The sequence below is a fragment of the Xanthomonas arboricola pv. populi genome (assembly GCF_002939945.1).
Classification (GTDB): Bacteria; Pseudomonadota; Gammaproteobacteria; order Xanthomonadales; family Xanthomonadaceae; genus Xanthomonas; species Xanthomonas arboricola_A.
In genome coordinates, this window is the sequence record NZ_MDEB01000004.1 from 14,651 (window position 1) to 34,743 (window position 20,093).

Here is a 20,093-nt window from a genome sequence, read left to right on the forward strand (position 1 = left end):
TCATGCGCAAGTCTGCGTTGCTGGCCAGTGTCATGCAGCCTGGCCAACGGCGGCGGTTGCTGGCGTCCTTGCCGGCTGCCATGGCCACGGAACTGCGTGCGCAGATCGCATTCGTTCGTCGTCACGGATGGGACGAGCCAACGCTGGTCGAGCCGGTGCTGCGCGGACCGGGTCTGACCATCGGAGATGCCGACGGCGGACCGGGTCTTGAAGACATCGTGCAACTGTCGCGTACGCTTGGTGCAGCGACCCTGAGCCGCGTGGTCATGGCAACCGCCTCGGCGGACGCATCGTTCATCCTTGCGGCGCTCGAGCCTGCGCTGGCCAAGACGGTTCGCGCAGAACTCACAGCATCCAAGCCACTCCCGCCAGCGCTGGCTGCTGCCGTGCGTAATGCTGCCCACGCCCAGGCAACAGCGGTGTACCCGGCAATGCAGGTAGTGCCATGAAGCGTCTCGCCGTGTCATCCGACTGCCGTCCCTGGTATGCGCCTGTAGCAGGCGACGGTGACGACGCGACGCCTCCCGTCTCGCAAGAGCAATCCGTGATGGAAGATGCGCGTGCGAAGGGGTATCAGGAAGGGCTTGCACGCGCCCATGAGGAAGCCGCCTCGCTGGCACAGCGCGAATTGGAAAAAGTGACGGCGTCCCTGCAGGCCCAGGCTCACGCTGCGCACGAGGCGACCGAGCGGGTGCGCGTACAGCTGCAGAACCTGATCGCCGGCCTGGAGCAAGCCATCGACGAACAGGCGCAACGAAGTCATGAGGTAGCCGTGGAAGTGGCGTTTCACGCGGTTACGCAGGTCATTGGCGCCGCCTATGCAGATGGTCCCCTGCTGACGGAGCTGTGCCAGCGCGCACTGCGGCATGCCGGCCATCAGGCGGTAGCGTTGCACGTATCGGAGCAGGACTTGTCGCTTTTCTCTAATGTCGCGACCTTGCCGATTCATTGTGATCTTGCGCTACGACCAGGCCAGTGCACGCTTGAGACACGCGCTGGCAGAACCGAGTTCGGGCTCGAAGTCCGGCTTTCGGCGCTACAAACCGCGTTGTTGCACGGCCTGTCCACCTACTCGTCCGTGACGCGCTAATGCACCTGGCCCAGCATCTGACGACAGCCATCCAATCGGCATGCTACGTGCGTCGTTATGGCCGTGTCTGTGCATTTAATGGCCTAGTGATCGAAGCCGATGGGCCCGACGCGCGCGTCGGAGATCTTTGTGAGACGGTGGTATCGGCAGACGGACGTCGCGTGGATGCACAGGTGGTGGGGCTTCGAGACGGAAAGCTGCTGCTCATGCCGTATGGAGATATTGCCGGCCTCGCGCCCGGGGCAAGAGTGGAAACCACGACAAGATCATTGAATGTCCCGGTTGGCAATGCCTTGCTGGGACGCGTGATTGATGCGTTCAGTCGTCCTCTGGATAGGCTGGGACCGTGTGCACTTGAGCGACACTACCCCTTGCATGCAGTGCCACCCAACCCACTGGAGCGGCGTGATATCACTCAGGTTCTCGAGACGGGCATCCACGCAGTGGATAGCTTGTTGACGCTGGGAAAAGGGCAGCGCATCGGTATCTTCGCAGGCAGCGGGGTGGGTAAGAGCACCTTGCTGGGCATGTTCGTCCGCCATGTGAAAGCCGACGTGATCGTGCTCGCATTGATCGGCGAGCGTGGTCGCGAGGTCGGTGATTTTGTTCGTCATACGCTTGGCACGGAGGCGATGAAGCGCTGCGTGGTCATGGCTGCCACTGCCGATCAGCCAGCACTGGTACGTACCCATGCTGTCCACGCCGCACACGCCGTTGCGGAGTTTTTCAGGGACCAGGGCAAGTCTGTCCTGTTGGTAGTGGACTCGATGACCCGGTTTGCCATGGCGCATCGCGAGATCGGCCTGGCCAGCGGCGAGCCGCCGACCTTTCGTGGTTACACGCCATCGGTCTTCTCGTGGTTGCCGCGGATTGCCGAACGCTGCGGAAACTTCGAGCACGGCGCAATTACTGCAATCTACAGTGTGCTGGTGGAGGGCGACGACCTTAATGAGCCCATTACCGATCATATGCGCGCCATTCTGGACGGGCACATCGTGTTGGATCGCACGCTTGCCTCTAAAGGACATTATCCGGCAATCAATGTATTGGCCAGCGTGAGTCGTTTGCTCACCCAGCTCGCCACGCGTGAGGACGTAGAGCTCGCGATGCGTGTGCGTCGTGTACTCGCCATCCTGGAAGATTCGCGTGACCTGGTGGAACTTGGCGCGTATCAACCCGGCGCCAACCCTGTGCTGGACCAGGCCCTGGATGCCTGGCCGCAGCTGGAAGCGGTTCTCAAGCAGGCACAGCTCGCCCCGATGACGCGGTGTGAAGCCTTGAACGCATTGCTGCATGCACTGCCGTCGGAAAATGCACGTGTCTGACGACCATGCGCGGCGACAATTGCAACGGCTGACGGTGCTGGTACGCGTGCGCGACTTGCAAACACGCAAGGCGTCGCTGGTTTTGCAGAGAACGTTGCTTGAAAGCCGGCAGGCACAAACCCATCTAGAGGCATGCCAGCAGCGTGTTCATGCTGTCGCCTGCTGGAAACAACGATCAGAAAACGGCCTGCTACAGCTACAAACTTATCAAGCGGCACTGGAAGTCGAAGCTGTCGTGCATGCAGAGCAGGCGCATGCGTTGCTTGATGCGGACGCTCGCGATGCCCGCGTGGGCACAGCGCGGACCGCGCATTGTGGTGCCTTGGCAGAGGAGCGCTCTGTCGACGAACGCCATCGGCGCTTCTCCGAACAGACGCTGCGGTCGCAGGACCGCGCCGAATCGGACACCTGCGCAGAAATCTGGCTTGCAAGGAGAGCATCCGGTGGTAATTGAATCGGCAATACCTTCACCTGCTACGGTTCCGCCAAAGCCTCAGAGCGAGCCGCACGAAGAACGTCCGTCGAAAGACGCGGCAGGATTCGAACGCTGGCTGACCTCCGAGCGCTTACCAAGCGATGTATCTGCCACGACTCCCGGGCAGACGATACAGGCCGGGATTATGTCGACCACGCGGGCGGTACAAGTTGCCGACCAGGCGCTGGTAATCGACTCCATCGTGTTCGAATGGATGGCAACGGCGACGTATCTGATGTCGTATGTGGATCATCGCGGTCGTGGTCATGACGCGGCGGCGCCGAATACTGATACGGTCAATGGAAACGCATTGATGTCAGCAAGTGCTGGATCTGGCTTCAGTGCAATGAGCCTGCAGGATGTGGCGCATCGCCCATCTATTGCGTCGGGATTACATGTGGCCGGCGCAGGCTTGCCGGTTGCGTTGACAGCGCACGCCGAAACCGATGCTACGCACTTGTCCTATCTGTCCTCAACGACCAGCCCTGATGCGTTGGCTGAGTGGATGACGCGCGCAATGAAAAAAATTTCAGACGCAGAAGGTCGCACCACCTGGTGGGTGCGCGACTACCAACTTTCCGCCGCTCAGATACCGGCCCTGCTGGATGCATTGTTGCACTCTGGGCAAAGCCGACCTGACCGAATCATGCTCAATGGCGCGCTCGTTTGGCAGCGCTCTTCCAATGCTCAAGGGGTCAACAATGGCGATTGATTCGATCGGTTCGATCGTGAACAACGGTAGCGCAAGTGCACAATCGAATAACACCATCGACCAGGATGGCTTCATCAAGCTGTTTCTGTCGCAGTTGCAGTTTCAGGATCCATTGGAGCCGGTGGATAACCGCGAGTTCCTGGCGCAGCTTGCGCAGTTCAGCAATCTGGAGCAATCGCGTCAGCTCAGCCTCAACTCCGAAGGGATGTTGAGCATGAATGCCACCAGCCAGAGCTTGAGCCTGTTGAGTCGCCGCATCGAGGTCACCCAGGCAAGCGGCAACACCGCGACCGGGGTGGTCAAGGCAATCGAGTTCAGCGCCTCCGGTCCTCTGTTGACGGTCGAGACCAGTGCCGGTGTCCTGACGGGCATCCGGCTTCCGCAGATCACGCTGGTCCAGCAATAAGGAGTTACCACATGTTTCAAGCGCTCTATAACTCGCTTTCGGGCCTTTTCAGCTTTTCAAAGAGCCTGGATACGGTGAGTAACAACGTTGCCAACATGAACACCCCTGGCTTCCGCGGCAGCGACTCGTTCTTTGAGAATCTGGCTGGAGAACATGGAACGCGGATCGTCGGCACCGGCCTGCGCACTACGGCAGGCGATCTGCGCCAGACCGGCAATGCGACAGACGTTGCGGTCGATGGTTCCGGCTATTTCGTCCTGCGCGACTCCAGCGGAGGGCTGCATTACACCCGCGCGGGCCAATTCATCATCGATGATCGCGGTGTCCTGGTGGACAGCGTCAGCCGCTATGACGTGATGTCGATCAGCAGCACCGGGCAACTGTCGCAGTTGAACCTAGATGGCTTGCGGACCCTGGATGCCAAACCTACGACAAGTGTGCGATTGAGCGGCAACCTGTCGCCTACATCCACCGGCAGTTCCGTTAGCGACATCAAGGTCTATGACGCGACAGGCACGGTCCACACCCTCAAGGTCACCACCAGTGCGCCGGTGGTATCAGTTGGATCGGGCCGCACCTACCGTGTCACCGTGACCGACGAATCGGGAGCGCAGGTTGGCAGCGGCGATCTACGCTTCAGCACCAGCGGCATGCTGGAAACAGGCTCGGGCAACGTCGAGGTCACGCTTTCTGTGGGTTCTAGCAGCCAGAAGGTAGCACTTGGTTTCGGTACACCGGGTACGTTCACGGGGACGACCAGCCTGTCCGGTCTAACCGATAGCCTGACAGCTACGGTGGAGGACGGTAGTCCCGTACTCGGTATCAATGCGCTGGCGTTCGACAACGAAGGCGTCTTGCAGGTCACCTACAGCTCGACGGAAAAACGCCAGGGCGCGCAACTCGCGTTAGCTGCGTTCCAGAGTGAGAGCAACCTGGAGCTATCCGGTGGACGCATGCTGTCGGGTGTGGACAGCCAGCGCAGTGAACTTGGGCGTGCTGGTTCCAGCGTGTTTGGAAATATCCAGGGCGGTAGCCTGGAGATGTCAAATATTGATCTCACCCAAGAGTTTGCCGACATGCTGATCATCCAGCGTGGCTACCAAGCAAGCTCGCGTGTGATGACGGTAAGCAACGAGATGATCGAGCAGCTCTACAACAGCACACGGGGCGGATGATCGATGAAACGTCTCGGATGGATACTCCCTTCCAGCGCACAGGCACTCTATGAGCTGTTGCAAGTGCGTTTTGGTGTATGGCTCACGGACTGGTCGGTTGCTCATGGACAGAGCGATGAAGGGGGCCGGGTAGCGGTCACCGCATCCGCCGAAGACGTTGCGGACGTCCTGCAATGGCAGATCGTAACGACCAGCGCTGGCGGCCTGTTCGGCATGCGCCTGTGCAACAGGACGCCCTCGGCGCTTGGCGCACTGTTGATGGGGCTTTCAGGCGCTGCCGACGAGCAGCTATGTGGAAGGGTCGGTGAGCAGGCGCTGCAAGCTCTGGCGGACACCCTGGCTGGCAGGTCTACCCTCGAAACATCCACACCCGCCCGACCCGTCGATCCGCTCCGTTTCCTGCTAAGGCACGGGGCATTGCACGCCGCTGCAAGGTGGGGCGAATTTGAGGTCGAGTTGATCGCGGATGCGGTGTGGTGCGCTGCGGAAAGCAATGGTGCCGATATGGTGGAGCTGCATGTGTTGACCACTCGCAGCGCGGCATTGCGCAATCAACCAGTTGCATTGCATGCCGAGTTGTTCCTGGGCGAGATAGAGCTTGGTGAGGTTTCCTCGTTGCGCGTGGGAGAGGTGCTGGTCGTCGAAAGTGATGCCTATGCCCCGCTTCAGCTCATGAATGGGACGCACGTTCTGGCTGCTGCACGCTTGGTCCTTGCGGGCGGGCAGCGTGCGCTTGAATTGCACTGAACGACATATCAAATCAAGGAAACGACCGATGAAAATGGAAACAACCACCGTGACGCACGATCTTTCGATCTTCGGTCACGTCAAAGCGAAGCTGGTGGCGCATGTCGGACAGGTAGAGATGAGCGTTGACGAGATCATGGCACTCAAGAAAAGCGATGTTGTCTCGTTGGAAGAGTCATGCGAAGCGTTGGTCACTCTCATGCTCAACGGCAAGGCGGTCGCCAGAGGAGAGCTGATGGCGGTCGGCGACAAATTGGGTGTGCGGATTCAAGAACTGCTTTGAGCACAGACATGCCGTCCGCCATCCCCTACCGTAGCGATACGGTGTTGAGCGCAGCGACGCTCAGTGCCACGCTCATTTGGACCACCGTGTTGTTGGCGGTGTTCGTCGCTGTCCTGCTATGGCTTAAAAAAAAGGGCCTGATCGCACGGTGGCTAGGCGGCACGCGGCTGTCTGTTGCCGCTGGTGCTATCGTAAAACGCGCTGAATACCGGGTAAGTCGCTCCACAGTCGTGCACTTGCTGGAGATCGACGGCGAGAAGGTGGTGGTCGCCGTATCCAAAGGTCAGGTCAGCATTCAACGCCTAGGTCCGGCAACAGGAGCATCCACGTGATGCGCCGGCACGCTGGTCGCCGCCTCTTGGCTGGATTGATCGGAGTGGGCCTGGTCTTTGCGGCCGTCACTGCCTGTGCAGATCCGTTGAGCGAAGCATTGAACGCTGCAGGCAAACAAGAGTTTTCGTCGACGCTACGCGTTTTCGTGCTGATGACGATGCTCTCGTTCATTCCTGTGATCCTGATCGGAATGACATGCTTTACCCGCATCATCGTTGTGCTGGCTTTGCTCAGGCACGCGCTGGGTATCCCGCAGACGCCACCCAATAGTGTATTGATCACATTGGCGATGCTGTTGACGCTGTTTTCGATGGGACCGGTGCTGGATAAGGTCCAGCGCGATGCGCTCTCACCTTATCTGTCCGACCAGATCACTGCGACGGAAGCAGTATCTCGTGCCACGCCCGCGTTACGCGACTTCATGGTGCGCCAGACGCGTGAATCCGATTTGCTGGCAGTCAGTGAAATGGCGCGCGTTAGCCCGCCGAGGACGGTGGAAGAAATCCGCTTCACCCATCTTGCTGCCGCCTTCATTCTGAGCGAGCTCAAGACCGCATTTCAGATGGGATTTGTCATTTTCCTTCCGTTTCTGATGATTGACCTTGTGGTCTCGGCGGTGTTGATGGCACTGGGCATCATCATGCTGCCGCCGGCAACTGTTAGTCTTCCGCTCAAGTTGCTGTTGTTTATCTTGATCGATGGATGGGTGCTCGTCTCCAGGACGCTGCTGGGCAGCATCTGGTCCTGACCTGCGATGGACAGGGAGGCACTTGTTGCCGAGCTTTGGAGAAGATTCAAGGCCGACCACGACCTGCAAGCCAGAGACTTTCTGGTAACGGAGTATTCGCCGTGGGCAAGGATGGTGGCAGCCGACGTCTATCGACGCGTCGGTCGTCGTGACCTCGATTGGCTGGATCACCTGCAGAATGCGCATGTCGGCATGCTAGAAGCGATGGCCCGCTATGACCCGACACGCACGATTCCTTTCACACTCTACGCTAAACGCCGTGTGCGCGGCGCGGTGCTCAATGGGGTGCGCCAGCACAGGCGTTCGATTCGGTTGGAGGATCGGATTGATATAGTTGCCGATGATATCGGCAGGCTCGATGACTTCATCGGCACGATTCTGCAGATCGCCACCCAGCATCTGGTCGAGCACGCAACGGACGCGTGGCCGGGCCAGGGTCTTGTAGAAGAGCAGTCGCGGCATATTCTGGGCCAGGCAATGCTACAGCTGGCTCCGCGCACGCGGGAAATCTTCATGTCGTACTATTACCTGCACAAGCCCTTCGTCCAGATCGCAGGGGAGCTGGGTGTGACCAAGGGTAGAATCTCCCAGTTGCACTCGCAGGGTCTCGAGATCCTGCGCACACACCTAGGCCGGGGAAGCTTTCAGAAAGGTGACTTTTTGTAGTATCCAGCTTTTGTGTGAGCGCTGGGAGCGCCTGGGAGATGTAGGAAGAGGACATTGATGCTGGCGGGTGACGAGTGACAGCTCTGTCACTCTCCAGCCAGGCCGTTCATCTGCTAGGTGCGCGTGAAAGACATAGAGCGCGCCGCAACTAGACGCCAGGCATACATTCCCGCTGCCAAGCTATCCACTCAAAGTATAGTGTGGAGCTGCATCGTGGCGAAGAAAAAGACGTTGGCGCGGTTTCTGGCCGAGACGCTGCAGAGCGCGGGGGTGGAGCGGATCTGGGGATTGACCGGCGATAGCCTCAACGGCCTGACCGATGCCCTGCGCGAGATGCAGACGATCGAGTGGATGCATGTGCGCCACGAAGAAGTGGCCGCGTTCGCCGCCGGCGCCGAGGCGGCGGTGACCGGCAAGCTGGCGGTATGTGCGGGTAGCTGCGGGCCGGGCAACCTGCACCTGATCAACGGGCTGTTCGATTGCCATCGCAGCCGCCAGCCGGTGCTGGCGATCGCCGCGCATATTCCCTCGTCCGAGATCGGGCTGAACTATTTTCAGGAGACGCATCCGCAGGAACTGTTCCGCGAGTGCAGTCACTTTGTGGAATTGGTGACCAATCCGGCGCAGCTCCCGGAAGTGCTGCACCGCGCGATGCGTGCGGCCATCCTGCAGCAAGGTGTGGCGGTGGTGGTGATCCCCGGCGATATCGCACTGCTGGAAGTGGACAAGCACCTCCCAACGGCCTGGCCGCAGCTGCGCCAACCGCGCATGCTGCCGGCCGCCGAAGATGTGCAGCAACTGGCCGAGCTATTGCAGCAGAGCGAAGCGATCACGCTGTTGTGCGGCAGCGGTTGCGCGGGCGCGCACGATGCGGTGGTGGCACTGGCCGACACCCTGGGCGCGCCGATCGTGCACGCGTTGCGCGGCAAGGAACATGTGGAGTGGGAGAACCCGTTCGATGTCGGCATGACCGGCTTGATCGGTTTCAGCTCCGGCTACCACGCGATGCTCAACTGCGACACCTTGATCATGCTGGGTACGGACTTCCCGTATCGGCAGTTCTATCCGAAGGACGCCACGATCGTGCAGGTGGATCGCGACCCGAGCGCGCTGGGACGGCGCACGCCGTTGCAGCTGGGTATCGCAGCGGATGTGGGCGAAACCATCGCCGCCTTGCTGCCGCAGCTGCAGCGGCGTGAGAAGCGCGACTTCCTGGACAAATCGCTGGCGCACTACCGCAAGGCGCGCGAGGGGCTGGACGATCTGGCGGTGCCGGCTGACCCGGGCGAGCCGCTGCATCCGCAGTTCGTGGCGCGCATGATCAGCCAGATCGCCGACCAGGATGCGGTCTTCACCTGCGATGTCGGCACGCCGACGGTGTGGGCCGCGCGCTATCTGCGCATGAACGGACAACGCCGCTTGCTCGGTTCGTTCAACCACGGTTCGATGGCCAATGCGATGCCGCAGGCGCTGGGTGCGCAGTCGGCGTATCCGGGCCGTCAGGTGATTGCGTTGTCTGGCGATGGCGGTTTTGCGATGTTGATGGGCGATTTCATCTCGCTGGCGCAGCTGCGCCTGCCGGTGAAGATCGTGGTGTTCAACAATGCCTCGCTGGGATTCGTGGCGATGGAGATGAAGGCCGCCGGCTATCTGGATACGGGCACCGAGCTGCGCAATCCGGACTTCGCCGCGATGAGCAATGCGATGGGTATCCTGGGCATTCGGGTCGATGAGTCCGCGCAACTGGAGCGGGCATTGCGGCAGGCCTTCGCGCATTCCGGCCCGGCACTGGTGGATGTGCGCATCGCCACGCAGGAACTGGCGGTGCCGCCGGCGATCAAGCTGGAACAGGCCAAGGGCATGGGCCTGTATCTGCTCAAGGCAGTGATGAGCGGGCGCGGCGATGAGGTGATCGATCTGGTCAAGACCAACATGCGCTGACGCCATCGCTGCAGGCCCGCGCCGACCACGCACTGAGACAGTCCGGTGTGTGAAACATGCAGCGCGCCAGGACCGGGCGGACGATGTCGCAGTCAGCCAGTCGTCCGCACTGCCGCGGCTATCGGCCGCCGCTGAAGTCCCACTGGCGCCAGGCTTCGAACACCATTACCGCAACGGTGTTGGACAGATTGAGGCTGCGGTTGTCCGGGCGCATCGGCAGGCGCAGCCGATGCTGTGGCGGGATCGACTCCAGCACGTCGGCGGGCAGGCCGCGTGTTTCCGGGCCGAACAGGAAAGCATCGCCATCGGCAAACTGCGGTGTGTCGTAACGCACGGTGCTGCGCGTACTCAGTGCAAACACGCGCTTGGGCGCGATCGCGGCCAGGGCGGTGGGCAGGTCGGCATGCACCTGCAGGGTGGCGTATTCGTGATAGTCCAGGCCGGCGCGTTTGAGCTGCTTGTCGCTGAGGTCGAAGCCGAGCGGCTCGATCAGGTGCAGGCGCGCGCCGGTGTTGGCGCACAGGCGAATCACATTGCCCGTATTGGGCGGAATTTCCGGTTGGAACAGGATGACATCGAGGACGGGGGCTGACATGCGCGCAGTGTAGCTGCGCGGGTGCTCAAAGGCTGATGGTGGCGTTGACCAGTGCTTCCAGTTCGACCGGCGCCGGCTGCAGCTGCGGCACCGGCAGGTTGACGATGACCTGGCCCATCAGCGCGCCGATGGCAGCAGCAGCCTGACCGGAGGTGCTCTGCGCGGTGGCAGCGGTGCTGCGGGTCACCCGCTCGGCGCGCTGGTCGGCCGACGGACGCACCTGCACCGCAGCGAGGGTGACGACGCGCGGGCCGGCCTGTTCGGCGGCCAAGGCGGCCAGCTGATCGGCGGACGGACGCACCTGCACGGCGGCCAGGGTGCGGATGGCGCTGGTGCGTTCCAGCGTCTGCTGGGCAAGCTGGTCGGCAGACGGGCGGACCTGCACGGTGTCCAGCGTGGTCAGGCTGGCGGCCTGGGCAAAACCGGCCAGGGTGGTGCCGGCCAGCAGGGCGGCGGACAGGGCAATGCGCAGGGTCTGGGTTTTCATGGCGAGGTCTCTTGGTGTGGGCAATCAGTGGTGTGGTAGTAAAGTAGTACACCGTTTCGGTAAGTGCAACGACTTTCGCGGTGCAATTTTATTTATTCAGTTTGCGGTCATTTTCAGGGGTCGAGGCGCACTGCGTGCGCTGCTTGCCCATGACATGGAGCAAACAGCGTGCCAATAGCAGACCATTGTTTTGCAAGGGATTTACGCGCGGTAGCCGTGTCCGCGTCCGGACACCCGGACGTGTGTACGGGCGCCGGACATCGCTGGAAGCGAGAAAACACGACGATCGAAGCGATGTTCAGCGCGCTGAACGAGTGGCGTGCGGCCACGCGGCGCAACCCGATCGCCGGGCGGCAACTGCGGCACAATCCGGCTTCGTCCTCAGGGGTCTACGACTTATGCGCGTGCTGATGCTGTCTGTTCTGGTTGCCGCCACCACCGCGGCCTGCACCTGGGTGCCAATCGAACAAAGCGGCAAAAACGTGCAGGTGCTGCCCGCAGGCCCTGTACCAGCTGGCTGTCAGCAGCAGGGCGAGGTGGTGGTGTCGGTCAAGAGCAAGGTCGGCTTCTACAACCGCAACCCGTTGCGGGTGCAGGAAGAGCTGGAAACGCTGGCGCGCAACGAGGCGCCGGGCGCCAATGCCAACACGGTCCAGGCGCAGGGTCAGCCGGCCGATGGCAGCCAGCGTTTCAATGCCCTCCGCTGCCCGCTGCGCTGAACCGTTGGGCTGGGGTGCGGCCGTTGCAATTGTAAAGATGCGGTAAAACCAGCCAGCGGATAGACTAGCGCCCCCTCGCCTGACGCCATGGCGCTACTTCGATGCTCTTCCAGAATGTCTCCATCGCGGGACTGGCGCATATTGATGCGCCGCACACGCTGACTTCCAAGGAAATCAACGAGCGCCTGCAACCGACCTACGACCGCCTCGGGATTCGGACCGACGTGTTGGGCGACGTTGCCGGTATCCATGCACGGCGCTTGTGGGACCAGGATGTCCAGGCCTCCGACGCCGCCACCCAGGCCGCGCGCAAGGCACTGCTCGACGCCGGCATCGGCATCGAGAAGATCGGCCTGCTGGTCAACACTTCGGTGAGCCGCGACTACCTGGAGCCGTCCACGGCGTCCATCGTGTCCGGCAACCTCGGGGTCGGCGACCACTGCGTCACCTTCGATGTCGCCAACGCCTGCCTTGCCTTCATCAACGGCATGGATATCGCCGCGCGCATGCTCGAGCGCGGCGAGATCGACTACGCCCTGGTCGTCGACGGCGAAACCGCCAACCTGGTGTACGAGAAAACCCTCGAGCGCATGACCTCGCCCGACGTCACCGAAGAGGAGTTCCGCAACGAACTCGCTGCGCTGACCCTGGGCTGCGGTGCCGCGGCCATGGTGATGGCGCGCACCGAGCTGGTGCCCGACGCGCCGCGCTACAAGGGCGGCGTGACCCGTTCGGCCACCGAGTGGAACAAGCTGTGCCGCGGCAACCTGGACCGCATGGTCACCGACACCCGCCTGTTGCTGATCGAAGGCATCAAGCTGGCGCAGAAGACCTTCCTGGCCGCCAAGCAGGCGATGGGCTGGGCAGTGGATGAACTGGACCAGTTCGTCATTCACCAGGTCAGCCGCCCGCATACCGCGTCGTTCGTGAAGTCGTTCGGCATCGACCCGGCCAAAGTCATGACCATCTTTGGCGAACACGGCAACATCGGCCCGGCTTCGGTGCCGATCGTGCTGAGCAAGCTCAAGGAGCTCGGCCGCCTGAAGAAGGGCGACCGCATCGCGTTGATGGGCATCGGCTCGGGGCTGAACTGCTCGATGGCGGAAGTGGTCTGGTAACGAGTCGATAGTGCCCGGCAGTTACTGTCGTAAGCCGGGCAATATCGCCGCTTAGGTAAAAAAGTGGTATCTAAGTTTCCTTGCAGGAACACTTGCGGTCTGTAAGGAAAAGCGATGATTCAGCGCATCACCGGACACTCTGTTGCTGGCGCTCTTGCAGGGAGCCGTTACCAGGCGTTCGTCCCTGATCCGTTGCCGCCATTGCCGGCACTGGATTTCGCACAGGCGGAGCTGGTGACGCGCAAAGAGCGCGCCGACCAGGCATTGGGGCGATTGGATGGCATCACGCTGATGCTGCCGGACCCGGAACTGTTCCTTTATCAGTACATCCGCAAGGAAGCCTTGCTGTCGTCCCAGATCGAAGGAACCCAGTCATCGCTCTCGGATCTGCTGCTGTTTGAAATGGATGCCGCGCCGGGCGTGCCTGTCGACGATGTCGAAGAAGTGTCCAACTATGTCGCGGCCCTCCATCATGGCTTGCGGCGCCTGCGCGAGGACGATTTTCCGCTGTCGCTGCGTTTGATCCGTGAGATGCATGCGTTGTTGCTGCAGGGTGGGCGTGGTGCCGGCAAGCAGCCAGGTGAATTCCGTCGGAGTCAGGCGTGGGTAGGCGGGGCCTCGCCTGCACTTGCACACTTTGTTCCGCCACCGCCAGATGCATTGCCAGACGCGCTGTCGGCACTCGAACAGTTTCTGCATGCGCCGCAGGGGCAGATGCCGCCGTTGGTGAAGGCGGCGCTTGCCCATGTGCAGTTCGAAACCATCCATCCCTTCAACGATGGCAATGGGCGACTGGGACGGCTGCTGATTACCTTGATCCTGTGCAGCGAAGGCGTGCTGCGGGAGCCCAGCCTGTATCTGAGCCTGTATTTCAAGCGCCGTCGTGCCGATTACTACGACCGCCTCAATGCAGTGCGACTCAACGGTGACTGGGAAGGATGGCTGGGTTTCTTTCTGGATGGTGTGGCAGAGACCGCGCAGCAAGCCGTCGACACCGCGCAGCGCCTGCTGGCCCTGTTGGCACGTGACCGTGCCCGCATTGCCGCTTTGGGCCAGCGAGCAGGCAACGTCGGCCTGGTGTTTGAGCAGTTCGCGCGGCGCGTGGTGTTGGCGGTGCCGCAAGTGGCGCCCACGCTGTCACTGAGTGCGCCCACCATCCGTGCTGCGGTACGCACCCTGCAGGAGCTGGAAATCGTCAACGAACTCACCGGCCAGCAGCGGCATCGTATTTTTGCCTATCACGCCTATCTCGACATCCTCAGCGAAGGAGCGCAGCCGCTGTGAGCGATCGGCTTGCGCACGGCCGTTGCCGACGATGCACAGAGACCCAGCGTATTTTCGATATTGTCGTGGCGATGTAGCTGGTGACTTGCAAGACACACCCAGTCCAAGCTTTAGCAAATAGAGAGATCCATGAACTACCCCGGCTATCCCTTCACTCCCCAGCGCCTTGAGGTGCGTCCCGGCATTGCGATGTCGTATCTGGACGAAGGTCCGCGCGACGGCGAGGTGGTCGTGATGCTGCACGGCAATCCGTCGTGGAGTTATCTGTGGCGGAACCTGGTCAGTGGCCTGTCGGATCGTTACCGCTGCATCGTGCCGGACCATATCGGCATGGGGCTGTCCGACAAGCCGGACGATGCGCCCGACGCGCAGCCACGTTACGACTACACGCTGCAGTCGCGCGTGGACGATCTGGACACGCTGTTGCAGCATCTGGGCATCACCGGTCCGGTCACGCTGGCGGTGCACGACTGGGGCGGCATGATCGGGTTCGGCTGGGCGTTGTCGCATCACGCGCAGGTCAAGCGCCTGGTGATCACCAACACCGCTGCGTTTCCGTTGCCGCCGGAAAAGCCGATGCCGTGGCAGATCGCAATGGGCCGGCATTGGGGACCGGGCGAGTGGTTTATCCGCACGTTCAATGCGTTTTCGTCCGGCGCGTCCTGGTTCGGCGTGTCGCGGCGGATGCCGGCGAATGTGCGTCGCGCCTATGTGGCGCCCTACGATAATTGGCGCAACCGCATCTCCACCATCCGCTTCATGCAGGATATTCCGCTGTCGCCCGCCGACCAGGCCTGGTCGCTGCTGGAGCGCTCGGCGCAGGCATTGCCCTCGTTCGCCGATCGCCCGGCCTTTATCGCTTGGGGCCTGCGCGATATCTGCTTCGACAAGCACTTCCTGGCCGGCTTCCGCAAGGCATTGCCGAATGCCGAGGTCACCGCGTTCGACGATGCCAATCACTACGTGCTGGAAGACAAGCACGAAGTGCTGGTGCCGGCGATCCGTGCGTTTCTGGAGCGCACTCCGCTGTAAGCGCTGTTGGCATACTCGCGCAGGCGCTCGGTAGGTGAGTGCAAGCGGCGCACAGAAAGCGGATGCACGAATGGATGGAATCGGCCATGCCGTCGTTGTGTTGGCCGCTGCGTGTGGATGCCGCACCCGCTTGCAGCGATAACCATTACAACGGCGGCAGCGGATTGCGCTGGGCCTCGTCCACGCCCAGCCAATCGGCCTCGGTCAGTGCGTGCAGGCCGTGCGCCAGCCGGGATTTGTCGCACTGCGCGCTGCGCTGGCCGAATTCCAGCGAGGCCGGCACGGCGGCGCAGGCGGAGGGCCGGCGATCATGGATGCTGCAGCGGCTGTAGCGGCCGATGTCCGCGTCCAGCGCGATGCAGCGCGGCTGCGATTGCGAGGTGCCGCGCATGACGCGCTCGTGCGTGCGCAGCGCATCGGTGAGCTCGATCGGCACCCTGCCGCCCATTGCGGGGTCGGCTTCGCTCCAGTGGAAACTGACGCGGAAGTAGGCGCAGCAGGCGCCGCAGGTAAGGCAGGGATGTGCCATGGAATGCCGGGCCTTGCGCGGCGAAACAACGTAGTGAGCGCGGCATTCTGACCGAACCACGCTGCGATACAAGTGGCGGGTTGCCCCGGCAGGCTAGCGATTCATGCGCGTGCGAGTCGGGGAGCGGCGCGCGATGGAGCGGGCAGGTTGGCTGTGGCGTCGGCATCGGCAGCTTGTTTGCCGTCAGAGCACTCACTGGAGATCGGCTAGCATCGTTGACGCGCCTTTTCCAGGTACCCGATCGCGTTGCAATGCGGCGCACCGCAAAGGGTGCAGGCGCGACGTTGACGTTGACGTTCCTCACTTGAGCTACCAGGGCCAGGCCACCCTGCAAGGCAGTGCTGCGCCGCCGCCTGGCTCGCCTTGCATCCGCGACCTCACCAGCGATCCAAGCGGCCGGTGCCGTCGGCGCATGGGTGATAATGCGGCAATGACTATTCTTTGCAATATCGCCGCCACCCTGCCGGAACTCGCGCGCGAGCGCCCCGAGCAGATCGCCATCCGTTGCCCGGGCCGCCGCGCCGCCAATGGATTTGCCGCCTACGATGTGACCTTGAGCTATGCCGAGCTGGACGCGCGCAGCGATGCGATCGCCGCCGGGCTGGCGCTGCATGGCATCGGACGCGGCGCGCGCGCGGTGGTGATGGTGCGCCCGTCGCCGGAATTCTTTCTGCTGATGTTTGCCTTGTTCAAGGCCGGTGCGGTGCCTGTGCTGGTGGATCCGGGCATCGACAAGCGTGCGCTCAAGCAATGCCTGGACGAAGCGCAGCCGCAGGCGTTTATCGGCATTCCGCTTGCGCAGCTGGCGCGTCGCCTGTTGCGTTGGGCGCGTTCTGCAAAGCAGATCGTCAGCGTCGGCGGCCGTTACGGCTGGGGCGGGGTGACATTGGCGCGCGTGGAGCGCGCCGGCGCCGGCGCCGGCAGTCAGCTGGCCAACACCGGGCCGGACGATGTGGCCGCCATCCTGTTCACCAGTGGCTCGACCGGCGTGCCCAAGGGTGTGGTGTACCGGCACCGGCATTTCGTCGGCCAGATCGAGTTGCTGCGCAATGCCTTCGGCATGCAGCCCGGCGGCGTGGATCTGCCGACGTTCCCGCCGTTTGCGTTGTTCGATCCGGCACTGGGGCTGACCTCGGTGATTCCGGACATGGATCCGACCCGCCCGGCCACTGCCGATCCGCGCAAGCTGCACGATGCGATCGACCGCTTCGGCGTGACGCAGTTGTTCGGCTCGCCGGCATTGATGCGCGTATTGGCCGACCACGGCCAGCCCTTGCCCAACGTGCGCCTGGCCACCTCGGCCGGCGCGCCGGTGCCGCCGGATGTGGTGGCCAAGATCCGCGCGCTGTTGCCGGCAGATGCGCAATTCTGGACACCGTATGGCGCCACCGAATGCCTGCCGGTGGCGGCGATCGAAGGGCGCACGCTGGATGCCACCCGCGCGGCCACCGAGGCCGGTGCCGGCACCTGCGTGGGCCAGGTGGTCGCGCCGAACGAGGTGCGCATCATCGCCATCGACGATGCGGCCATTCCCGAATGGAGCGGCGTGCGCGTGCTGGCGGTGGGCGAGGTCGGCGAGATCACTGTCGCCGGCCCCACCACCACCGACACCTACTTCAACCGCGACGCGGCCACGCGGATCGCCAAGATCCGCGAGCGCAACGCGGATGGCAGCGAACGCATCGTGCATCGCATGGGCGATGTGGGGTATTTCGATGCCGAAGGACGCTTGTGGTTCTGCGGGCGCAAGACCCACCGCGTGGAAACCGCCAGCGGCCCGCTCTATACCGAGCAGGTGGAGCCGGTCTTCAACGTGCATCCGCAAGTGCGGCGCACCGCCTTGGTCGGTGTCGGCGCACCCGGACAGCAGCAGCCGGTGCTGTGCGTGGAATTGCAGCCAGGCGTTGCGGCATCGGTGTTTGCGCAAGTGGAAACTGCATTGCGCGCATTGGGTGCGGCGCATGCGCACACCGCAGGTATCGCGCGTTTCCTGCGCCATTCCGGTTTTCCGGTGGACATCCGCCACAACGCCAAGATCGGTCGCGAAACGCTGGCGATCTGGGCGGCGCAACAGCGTGGCTGAGCTGTCGATGCGTATCGCGCAGGCACGTGGCCGCATCGCCAATCCCGGCCATGCCCGTTATCGTGTGCGTCCTTGCGATGGAGGTGGTGCGTGCGCATCCTGGTAACCGGTGGTGGTGGCTTTCTTGGCCAGGCGTTGTGCCGCGGCTTGCGCGCGCGCGGGCACGAGGTGGTGAGTTTCCAGCGCGGTGATTACCCGGTGTTGCAGACCTTGGGCGTGGGCCAGATCCGTGGCGATCTGGCCGACCCGCAAGCGGTGCGGCACGCCTTCGCCGGCATCGATGCGGTCTTCCACAATGCGGCCAAGGCCGGTGCATGGGGCAGCTACGACAGCTATCACCAGGCCAATGTGGTGGGCACGCAGAACGTGCTCGATGCGTGTCGGGCCAACGGTGTGTCGCGCCTGATCTATACCTCCACGCCCAGCGTGACCCATCGCGCCACCAACCCGGTGGAAGGCCTTGGCGCCGACGAAGTGCCATACGGCGAAGACCTGCGCGCAGCGTATGCGGCAACCAAGGCGATCGCCGAGCGCGCGGTGCTGGCGGCCAACGATGCGCAGCTGGCGACGGTGGCGTTGCGTCCGCGTCTGATCTGGGGGCCTGGCGACAATCATCTGTTACCGCGCCTGGCCGCGCGTGCGCGCGCCGGCCGCTTGCGCATGGTCGGCGACGGCAGCAACCTGGTGGACAGCACCTACATCGACAACGCCGCACAAGCGCACTTCGATGCGTTCGCGCATCTCGCTCCGGGTGCTGCGTGCGCGGGCAAGGCGTATTTCATTTCCAACGGCGAACCGTTGCCGATGCGCGAGTTGCTCAATCGCCTGCTGGCCGCGGTGGATGCACCGGCAGTGACACGCTCGCTGTCGTTCAAGACCGCATACAGAATCGGTGCAATCTGCGAGACCATGTGGCCACTGTTGCGTCTGCCTGGCGAAGTGCCGTTGACGCGTTTTCTGGTGGAACAGCTGTGCACGCCGCACTGGTACAGCATGGAGCCGGCCCGTCGTGACTTCGGCTACGTGCCGCAGATCGGCATCGACGAAGGCCTGCAACGGCTGCGATCCTCATCTTGCAACGACATCGCCATCACCCGGTAAAGACCGCTACATCTTCAGGATACGTCTGCGCCGATTCGGCACGACAATTTCTGGAACCCTTGCCATGCTGCATTACGCCATCATCTTCTTCGTCATCGCCATCATCGCCGCCGTGCTGGGCTTCAGCGGTATCGCCGGTGCGGCGACCAACATCGCCTGGATCCTGTTCGTGGTGTTCCTGATCCTGGCAGTGATCTCGATGTTCCGTCGCGGCAAGGTGTAACGCCCACGCTGCGATACGTCACGGCAGCGGCGCTGCCGGTCGACGCTCACATGGCCCGCTTCCGCAAGGAGGCGGGCCATGTGCGTTGTGGGCGATCTACAATTGAATTGCGGCTTTTTTAAAGCAGTTTTTCGAGATATTGCACGTGCTTGCCGTTGCCCAGCAGCGCATCGCCGATCGGCAGGAAACCCAGCTGCAGATGCAGTGCCAGCGATGCCGGATTGGGCGGGAGCAGGTTGACCTCGCAGACCAGGCGCGGTTGTGATGCTGCACGTGCAGCGTGGATGAGTTCGTCATACAACTGCCGGGCAAGCCCGCGCCTGTGCGCATGCGCAGCGATCACGATGCGGTCGATGTAGACGAAGCGCGCGAAGCGTTGCGCCATCCAGGCAAAGTTTGGATTGGCGTACGCGGCGCATTGATCCAACGCGATCAGCAGGCCATCCGCCGGCGCGACGAGGCGTGCGTGCCACGCCAGTTGCAGCAATGCAGCCAGCCCTTCGGCATCCAGCAACGACAGCTCGGTGGCATGCGCATTGTTGAGCGCGAGCAGTGCGCTGTGGTCGTGCCGTTGCACCGCGCGCACATGGGCCTGGCTCATGCGCCTGGACCCACCGCGCTGCGCAACAGTTGATCGTCTGCATGTCGCTGCAATGCCACGTCGATCTGCGCCAGCGCCTGCTCCGGCTGGGTCGGGCGCAGCTGCCGTTGCTGCGCGCCCGGCAGCAGTGCCACGCCGCGACCGCTGCGATGCAAGGCGATGCGGGCCGGGTCGTCGGCATTGAGCAGGAAGCTGTCGGGGTCGTTGACGTGCCACTGGCCCTGCTTGTCGATGCCGATCAGCACCGGCTCGAAGCGTTGCGGATCCAGCGCATCGAGAATGTAGCGCGCCGACTGCAGCGAGACCTCGTGCTCGGCCGATTTGCCGCCGAAGATGAGACCGACCCGGATCTTGCGCATTGCCTGCTCCTGCCACCTGTGTAATGAGGTCGCCAGCATGCCCGCGGCAGGCGCGCCGAAG

The 20,093-nt window shown here is 62.7% G+C and carries 24 protein-coding genes and 1 pseudogene; 20 read left to right on the forward strand and 5 right to left on the reverse strand.

Annotated features, from left to right (window positions below; genetic code table 11):
* The first annotated feature begins 2 nt into the window (after positions 1-2).
* The 13 genes from XaplCFBP3123_RS12175 (at position 3) to poxB (ending at position 9,901) form a co-directional block, all read left to right on the forward strand.
* On the forward strand, positions 3-449 hold the full coding sequence (locus tag XaplCFBP3123_RS12175; RefSeq protein WP_253254199.1) for a hypothetical protein: 447 nt from the start codon (positions 3-5) through the stop codon (positions 447-449).
* The gene (locus tag XaplCFBP3123_RS12180; RefSeq protein ID WP_104534288.1) at positions 446-1,090 is read left to right on the forward strand and encodes a FliH/SctL family protein; all 645 of its coding nucleotides are present in this window, start codon (positions 446-448) and stop codon (positions 1,088-1,090) included. Before XaplCFBP3123_RS12175 ends, XaplCFBP3123_RS12180 begins: the two co-directional genes overlap by 4 nt.
* Positions 1,090-2,415, forward strand: a complete 1,326-nt coding sequence (locus XaplCFBP3123_RS12185) for a FliI/YscN family ATPase (protein ID WP_104534289.1) — start codon at positions 1,090-1,092, stop codon at positions 2,413-2,415. Before XaplCFBP3123_RS12180 ends, XaplCFBP3123_RS12185 begins: the two co-directional genes overlap by 1 nt.
* Positions 2,402-2,869, forward strand: coding sequence for a hypothetical protein (locus tag XaplCFBP3123_RS12190; RefSeq protein ID WP_104534290.1), 468 nt, complete (start codon positions 2,402-2,404; stop codon positions 2,867-2,869). Before XaplCFBP3123_RS12185 ends, XaplCFBP3123_RS12190 begins: the two co-directional genes overlap by 14 nt.
* A complete protein-coding gene (locus XaplCFBP3123_RS12195; RefSeq protein ID WP_253254200.1) occupies positions 2,859-3,602 on the forward strand; it encodes a hypothetical protein in 744 nt (247 codons plus the stop codon). The genes XaplCFBP3123_RS12190 and XaplCFBP3123_RS12195 overlap by 11 nt, the downstream gene beginning before the upstream one ends.
* Positions 3,574-4,008, forward strand: coding sequence for a flagellar hook assembly protein FlgD (locus XaplCFBP3123_RS12200; RefSeq protein ID WP_231103855.1), 435 nt, complete (start codon positions 3,574-3,576; stop codon positions 4,006-4,008). Before XaplCFBP3123_RS12195 ends, XaplCFBP3123_RS12200 begins: the two co-directional genes overlap by 29 nt.
* Positions 4,009-4,019: 11 nt before the next feature.
* Complete coding sequence (locus tag XaplCFBP3123_RS12205) at positions 4,020-5,183, forward strand: flagellar hook-basal body complex protein (protein WP_104534291.1); 1,164 nt, start codon at positions 4,020-4,022, stop codon at positions 5,181-5,183.
* Between the two features lie 3 nt (positions 5,184-5,186).
* Positions 5,187-5,930 (forward strand): FliM/FliN family flagellar motor C-terminal domain-containing protein, encoded by a 744-nt coding sequence (locus XaplCFBP3123_RS12210; protein WP_104534292.1) that lies wholly within the window; start codon positions 5,187-5,189, stop codon positions 5,928-5,930.
* A gap of 28 nt (positions 5,931-5,958) precedes the next feature.
* Positions 5,959-6,213, forward strand: a complete 255-nt coding sequence (locus XaplCFBP3123_RS12215) for a FliM/FliN family flagellar motor switch protein (protein ID WP_104534293.1) — start codon at positions 5,959-5,961, stop codon at positions 6,211-6,213.
* 8 nt (positions 6,214-6,221) lie between these two features.
* Positions 6,222-6,545 (forward strand): hypothetical protein, encoded by a 324-nt coding sequence (locus XaplCFBP3123_RS12220; protein ID WP_104534294.1) that lies wholly within the window; start codon positions 6,222-6,224, stop codon positions 6,543-6,545.
* Positions 6,545-7,294, forward strand: coding sequence for a flagellar type III secretion system pore protein FliP (gene fliP / locus XaplCFBP3123_RS12225; RefSeq protein ID WP_172453262.1), 750 nt, complete (start codon positions 6,545-6,547; stop codon positions 7,292-7,294). Before XaplCFBP3123_RS12220 ends, fliP begins: the two co-directional genes overlap by 1 nt.
* Before the next feature lie 6 nt (positions 7,295-7,300).
* Complete coding sequence (locus XaplCFBP3123_RS12230; RefSeq protein ID WP_104534296.1) at positions 7,301-7,960, forward strand: sigma-70 family RNA polymerase sigma factor; 660 nt, start codon at positions 7,301-7,303, stop codon at positions 7,958-7,960.
* A gap of 231 nt (positions 7,961-8,191) precedes the next feature.
* Positions 8,192-9,901: a ubiquinone-dependent pyruvate dehydrogenase gene (gene poxB / locus XaplCFBP3123_RS12235; protein WP_172453263.1), complete on the forward strand. Its 1,710-nt coding sequence runs from the start codon at positions 8,192-8,194 to the stop codon at positions 9,899-9,901.
* 118 nt (positions 9,902-10,019) lie between these two features.
* On the opposite strand, the gene XaplCFBP3123_RS12240 is transcribed toward poxB, so the two are convergent.
* Entirely contained in the window at positions 10,020-10,496 is a 477-nt protein-coding gene (locus tag XaplCFBP3123_RS12240; protein WP_104534297.1) for a tRNA (cytidine(34)-2'-O)-methyltransferase, read from the reverse strand.
* 25 nt (positions 10,497-10,521) lie between these two features.
* Positions 10,522-10,983, reverse strand: a complete 462-nt coding sequence (locus XaplCFBP3123_RS12245) for a hypothetical protein (RefSeq protein ID WP_104534298.1) — start codon at positions 10,981-10,983, stop codon at positions 10,522-10,524.
* Between the two features lie 398 nt (positions 10,984-11,381).
* Here XaplCFBP3123_RS12245 and XaplCFBP3123_RS12250 point away from each other — a divergent pair, with 398 nt between their 5' ends.
* The 4 genes from XaplCFBP3123_RS12250 (at position 11,382) to XaplCFBP3123_RS12265 (ending at position 15,136) form a co-directional block, all read left to right on the forward strand.
* Positions 11,382-11,702, forward strand: a complete 321-nt coding sequence (locus XaplCFBP3123_RS12250) for a DUF4156 domain-containing protein (protein WP_104534299.1) — start codon at positions 11,382-11,384, stop codon at positions 11,700-11,702.
* 101 nt (positions 11,703-11,803) lie between these two features.
* Positions 11,804-12,820: a 3-oxoacyl-ACP synthase III gene (locus XaplCFBP3123_RS12255; protein WP_016903994.1), complete on the forward strand. Its 1,017-nt coding sequence runs from the start codon at positions 11,804-11,806 to the stop codon at positions 12,818-12,820.
* A gap of 114 nt (positions 12,821-12,934) precedes the next feature.
* On the forward strand, positions 12,935-14,104 hold the full coding sequence (locus tag XaplCFBP3123_RS12260; RefSeq protein WP_172453239.1) for a Fic family protein: 1,170 nt from the start codon (positions 12,935-12,937) through the stop codon (positions 14,102-14,104).
* A gap of 129 nt (positions 14,105-14,233) precedes the next feature.
* On the forward strand, positions 14,234-15,136 hold the full coding sequence (locus tag XaplCFBP3123_RS12265; protein ID WP_104534300.1) for an alpha/beta fold hydrolase: 903 nt from the start codon (positions 14,234-14,236) through the stop codon (positions 15,134-15,136).
* A 145-nt stretch (positions 15,137-15,281) separates the two neighbouring features.
* Here XaplCFBP3123_RS12265 and XaplCFBP3123_RS12270 read toward each other — a convergent pair whose 3' ends face one another.
* Positions 15,282-15,665: a YkgJ family cysteine cluster protein gene (locus XaplCFBP3123_RS12270; protein ID WP_104534301.1), complete on the reverse strand. Its 384-nt coding sequence runs from the start codon at positions 15,663-15,665 to the stop codon at positions 15,282-15,284.
* Positions 15,666-16,095: 430 nt separating this feature from the next.
* On the opposite strand from XaplCFBP3123_RS12270, the gene oleC reads away from it, so the two are divergent.
* The 3 genes from oleC (at position 16,096) to XaplCFBP3123_RS12285 (ending at position 19,072) form a co-directional block, all read left to right on the forward strand.
* Complete coding sequence (oleC, locus tag XaplCFBP3123_RS12275; protein ID WP_104534302.1) at positions 16,096-17,748, forward strand: olefin beta-lactone synthetase; 1,653 nt, start codon at positions 16,096-16,098, stop codon at positions 17,746-17,748.
* Positions 17,749-17,838: 90 nt separating this feature from the next.
* On the forward strand, positions 17,839-18,849 hold the full coding sequence (oleD, locus tag XaplCFBP3123_RS12280; protein ID WP_104534303.1) for a 2-alkyl-3-oxoalkanoate reductase: 1,011 nt from the start codon (positions 17,839-17,841) through the stop codon (positions 18,847-18,849).
* A 64-nt stretch (positions 18,850-18,913) separates the two neighbouring features.
* Positions 18,914-19,072, forward strand: a complete 159-nt coding sequence (locus tag XaplCFBP3123_RS12285; RefSeq protein ID WP_003468167.1) for a DUF1328 domain-containing protein — start codon at positions 18,914-18,916, stop codon at positions 19,070-19,072.
* A 118-nt stretch (positions 19,073-19,190) separates the two neighbouring features.
* On the opposite strand, the gene XaplCFBP3123_RS12290 is transcribed toward XaplCFBP3123_RS12285, so the two are convergent.
* Both XaplCFBP3123_RS12290 and XaplCFBP3123_RS12295 read right to left on the reverse strand, forming a co-directional pair.
* On the reverse strand, positions 19,191-19,673 hold the full coding sequence (locus XaplCFBP3123_RS12290) for a GNAT family N-acetyltransferase (RefSeq protein ID WP_104534304.1): 483 nt from the start codon (positions 19,671-19,673) through the stop codon (positions 19,191-19,193).
* Between the two features lie 56 nt (positions 19,674-19,729).
* Positions 19,730-20,032, reverse strand: a pseudogene (locus XaplCFBP3123_RS12295) (D-alanine--D-alanine ligase A); the annotation flags it as partial.
* Positions 20,033-20,093: the final 61 nt, after the last annotated feature.

Coding starts and splice junctions, on each gene's coding strand:
- XaplCFBP3123_RS12175 (WP_253254199.1), top strand. CDS start 3: ATGCGCAAGTCTGCGTTGCTGGCCAGTGTCATGCAGCCTGGCCAACGG.
- XaplCFBP3123_RS12180 (WP_104534288.1), top strand. CDS start 446: ATGAAGCGTCTCGCCGTGTCATCCGACTGCCGTCCCTGGTATGCGCCT.
- XaplCFBP3123_RS12185 (WP_104534289.1), top strand. CDS start 1,090: ATGCACCTGGCCCAGCATCTGACGACAGCCATCCAATCGGCATGCTAC.
- XaplCFBP3123_RS12190 (WP_104534290.1), top strand. CDS start 2,402: ATGCACGTGTCTGACGACCATGCGCGGCGACAATTGCAACGGCTGACG.
- XaplCFBP3123_RS12200 (WP_231103855.1), top strand. CDS start 3,574: ATGCTCAAGGGGTCAACAATGGCGATTGATTCGATCGGTTCGATCGTG.
- XaplCFBP3123_RS12205 (WP_104534291.1), top strand. CDS start 4,020: ATGTTTCAAGCGCTCTATAACTCGCTTTCGGGCCTTTTCAGCTTTTCA.
- XaplCFBP3123_RS12210 (WP_104534292.1), top strand. CDS start 5,187: ATGAAACGTCTCGGATGGATACTCCCTTCCAGCGCACAGGCACTCTAT.
- XaplCFBP3123_RS12215 (WP_104534293.1), top strand. CDS start 5,959: ATGAAAATGGAAACAACCACCGTGACGCACGATCTTTCGATCTTCGGT.
- XaplCFBP3123_RS12220 (WP_104534294.1), top strand. CDS start 6,222: ATGCCGTCCGCCATCCCCTACCGTAGCGATACGGTGTTGAGCGCAGCG.
- fliP (WP_172453262.1), top strand. CDS start 6,545: ATGCGCCGGCACGCTGGTCGCCGCCTCTTGGCTGGATTGATCGGAGTG.
- XaplCFBP3123_RS12230 (WP_104534296.1), top strand. CDS start 7,301: ATGGACAGGGAGGCACTTGTTGCCGAGCTTTGGAGAAGATTCAAGGCC.
- XaplCFBP3123_RS12240 (WP_104534297.1), bottom strand. CDS start 10,496: ATGTCAGCCCCCGTCCTCGATGTCATCCTGTTCCAACCGGAAATTCCG.
- XaplCFBP3123_RS12245 (WP_104534298.1), bottom strand. CDS start 10,983: ATGAAAACCCAGACCCTGCGCATTGCCCTGTCCGCCGCCCTGCTGGCC.
- XaplCFBP3123_RS12250 (WP_104534299.1), top strand. CDS start 11,382: ATGCGCGTGCTGATGCTGTCTGTTCTGGTTGCCGCCACCACCGCGGCC.
- XaplCFBP3123_RS12255 (WP_016903994.1), top strand. CDS start 11,804: ATGCTCTTCCAGAATGTCTCCATCGCGGGACTGGCGCATATTGATGCG.
- XaplCFBP3123_RS12260 (WP_172453239.1), top strand. CDS start 12,935: ATGATTCAGCGCATCACCGGACACTCTGTTGCTGGCGCTCTTGCAGGG.
- XaplCFBP3123_RS12265 (WP_104534300.1), top strand. CDS start 14,234: ATGAACTACCCCGGCTATCCCTTCACTCCCCAGCGCCTTGAGGTGCGT.
- XaplCFBP3123_RS12270 (WP_104534301.1), bottom strand. CDS start 15,665: ATGGCACATCCCTGCCTTACCTGCGGCGCCTGCTGCGCCTACTTCCGC.
- oleC (WP_104534302.1), top strand. CDS start 16,096: ATGACTATTCTTTGCAATATCGCCGCCACCCTGCCGGAACTCGCGCGC.
- XaplCFBP3123_RS12285 (WP_003468167.1), top strand. CDS start 18,914: ATGCTGCATTACGCCATCATCTTCTTCGTCATCGCCATCATCGCCGCC.
- XaplCFBP3123_RS12290 (WP_104534304.1), bottom strand. CDS start 19,673: ATGAGCCAGGCCCATGTGCGCGCGGTGCAACGGCACGACCACAGCGCA.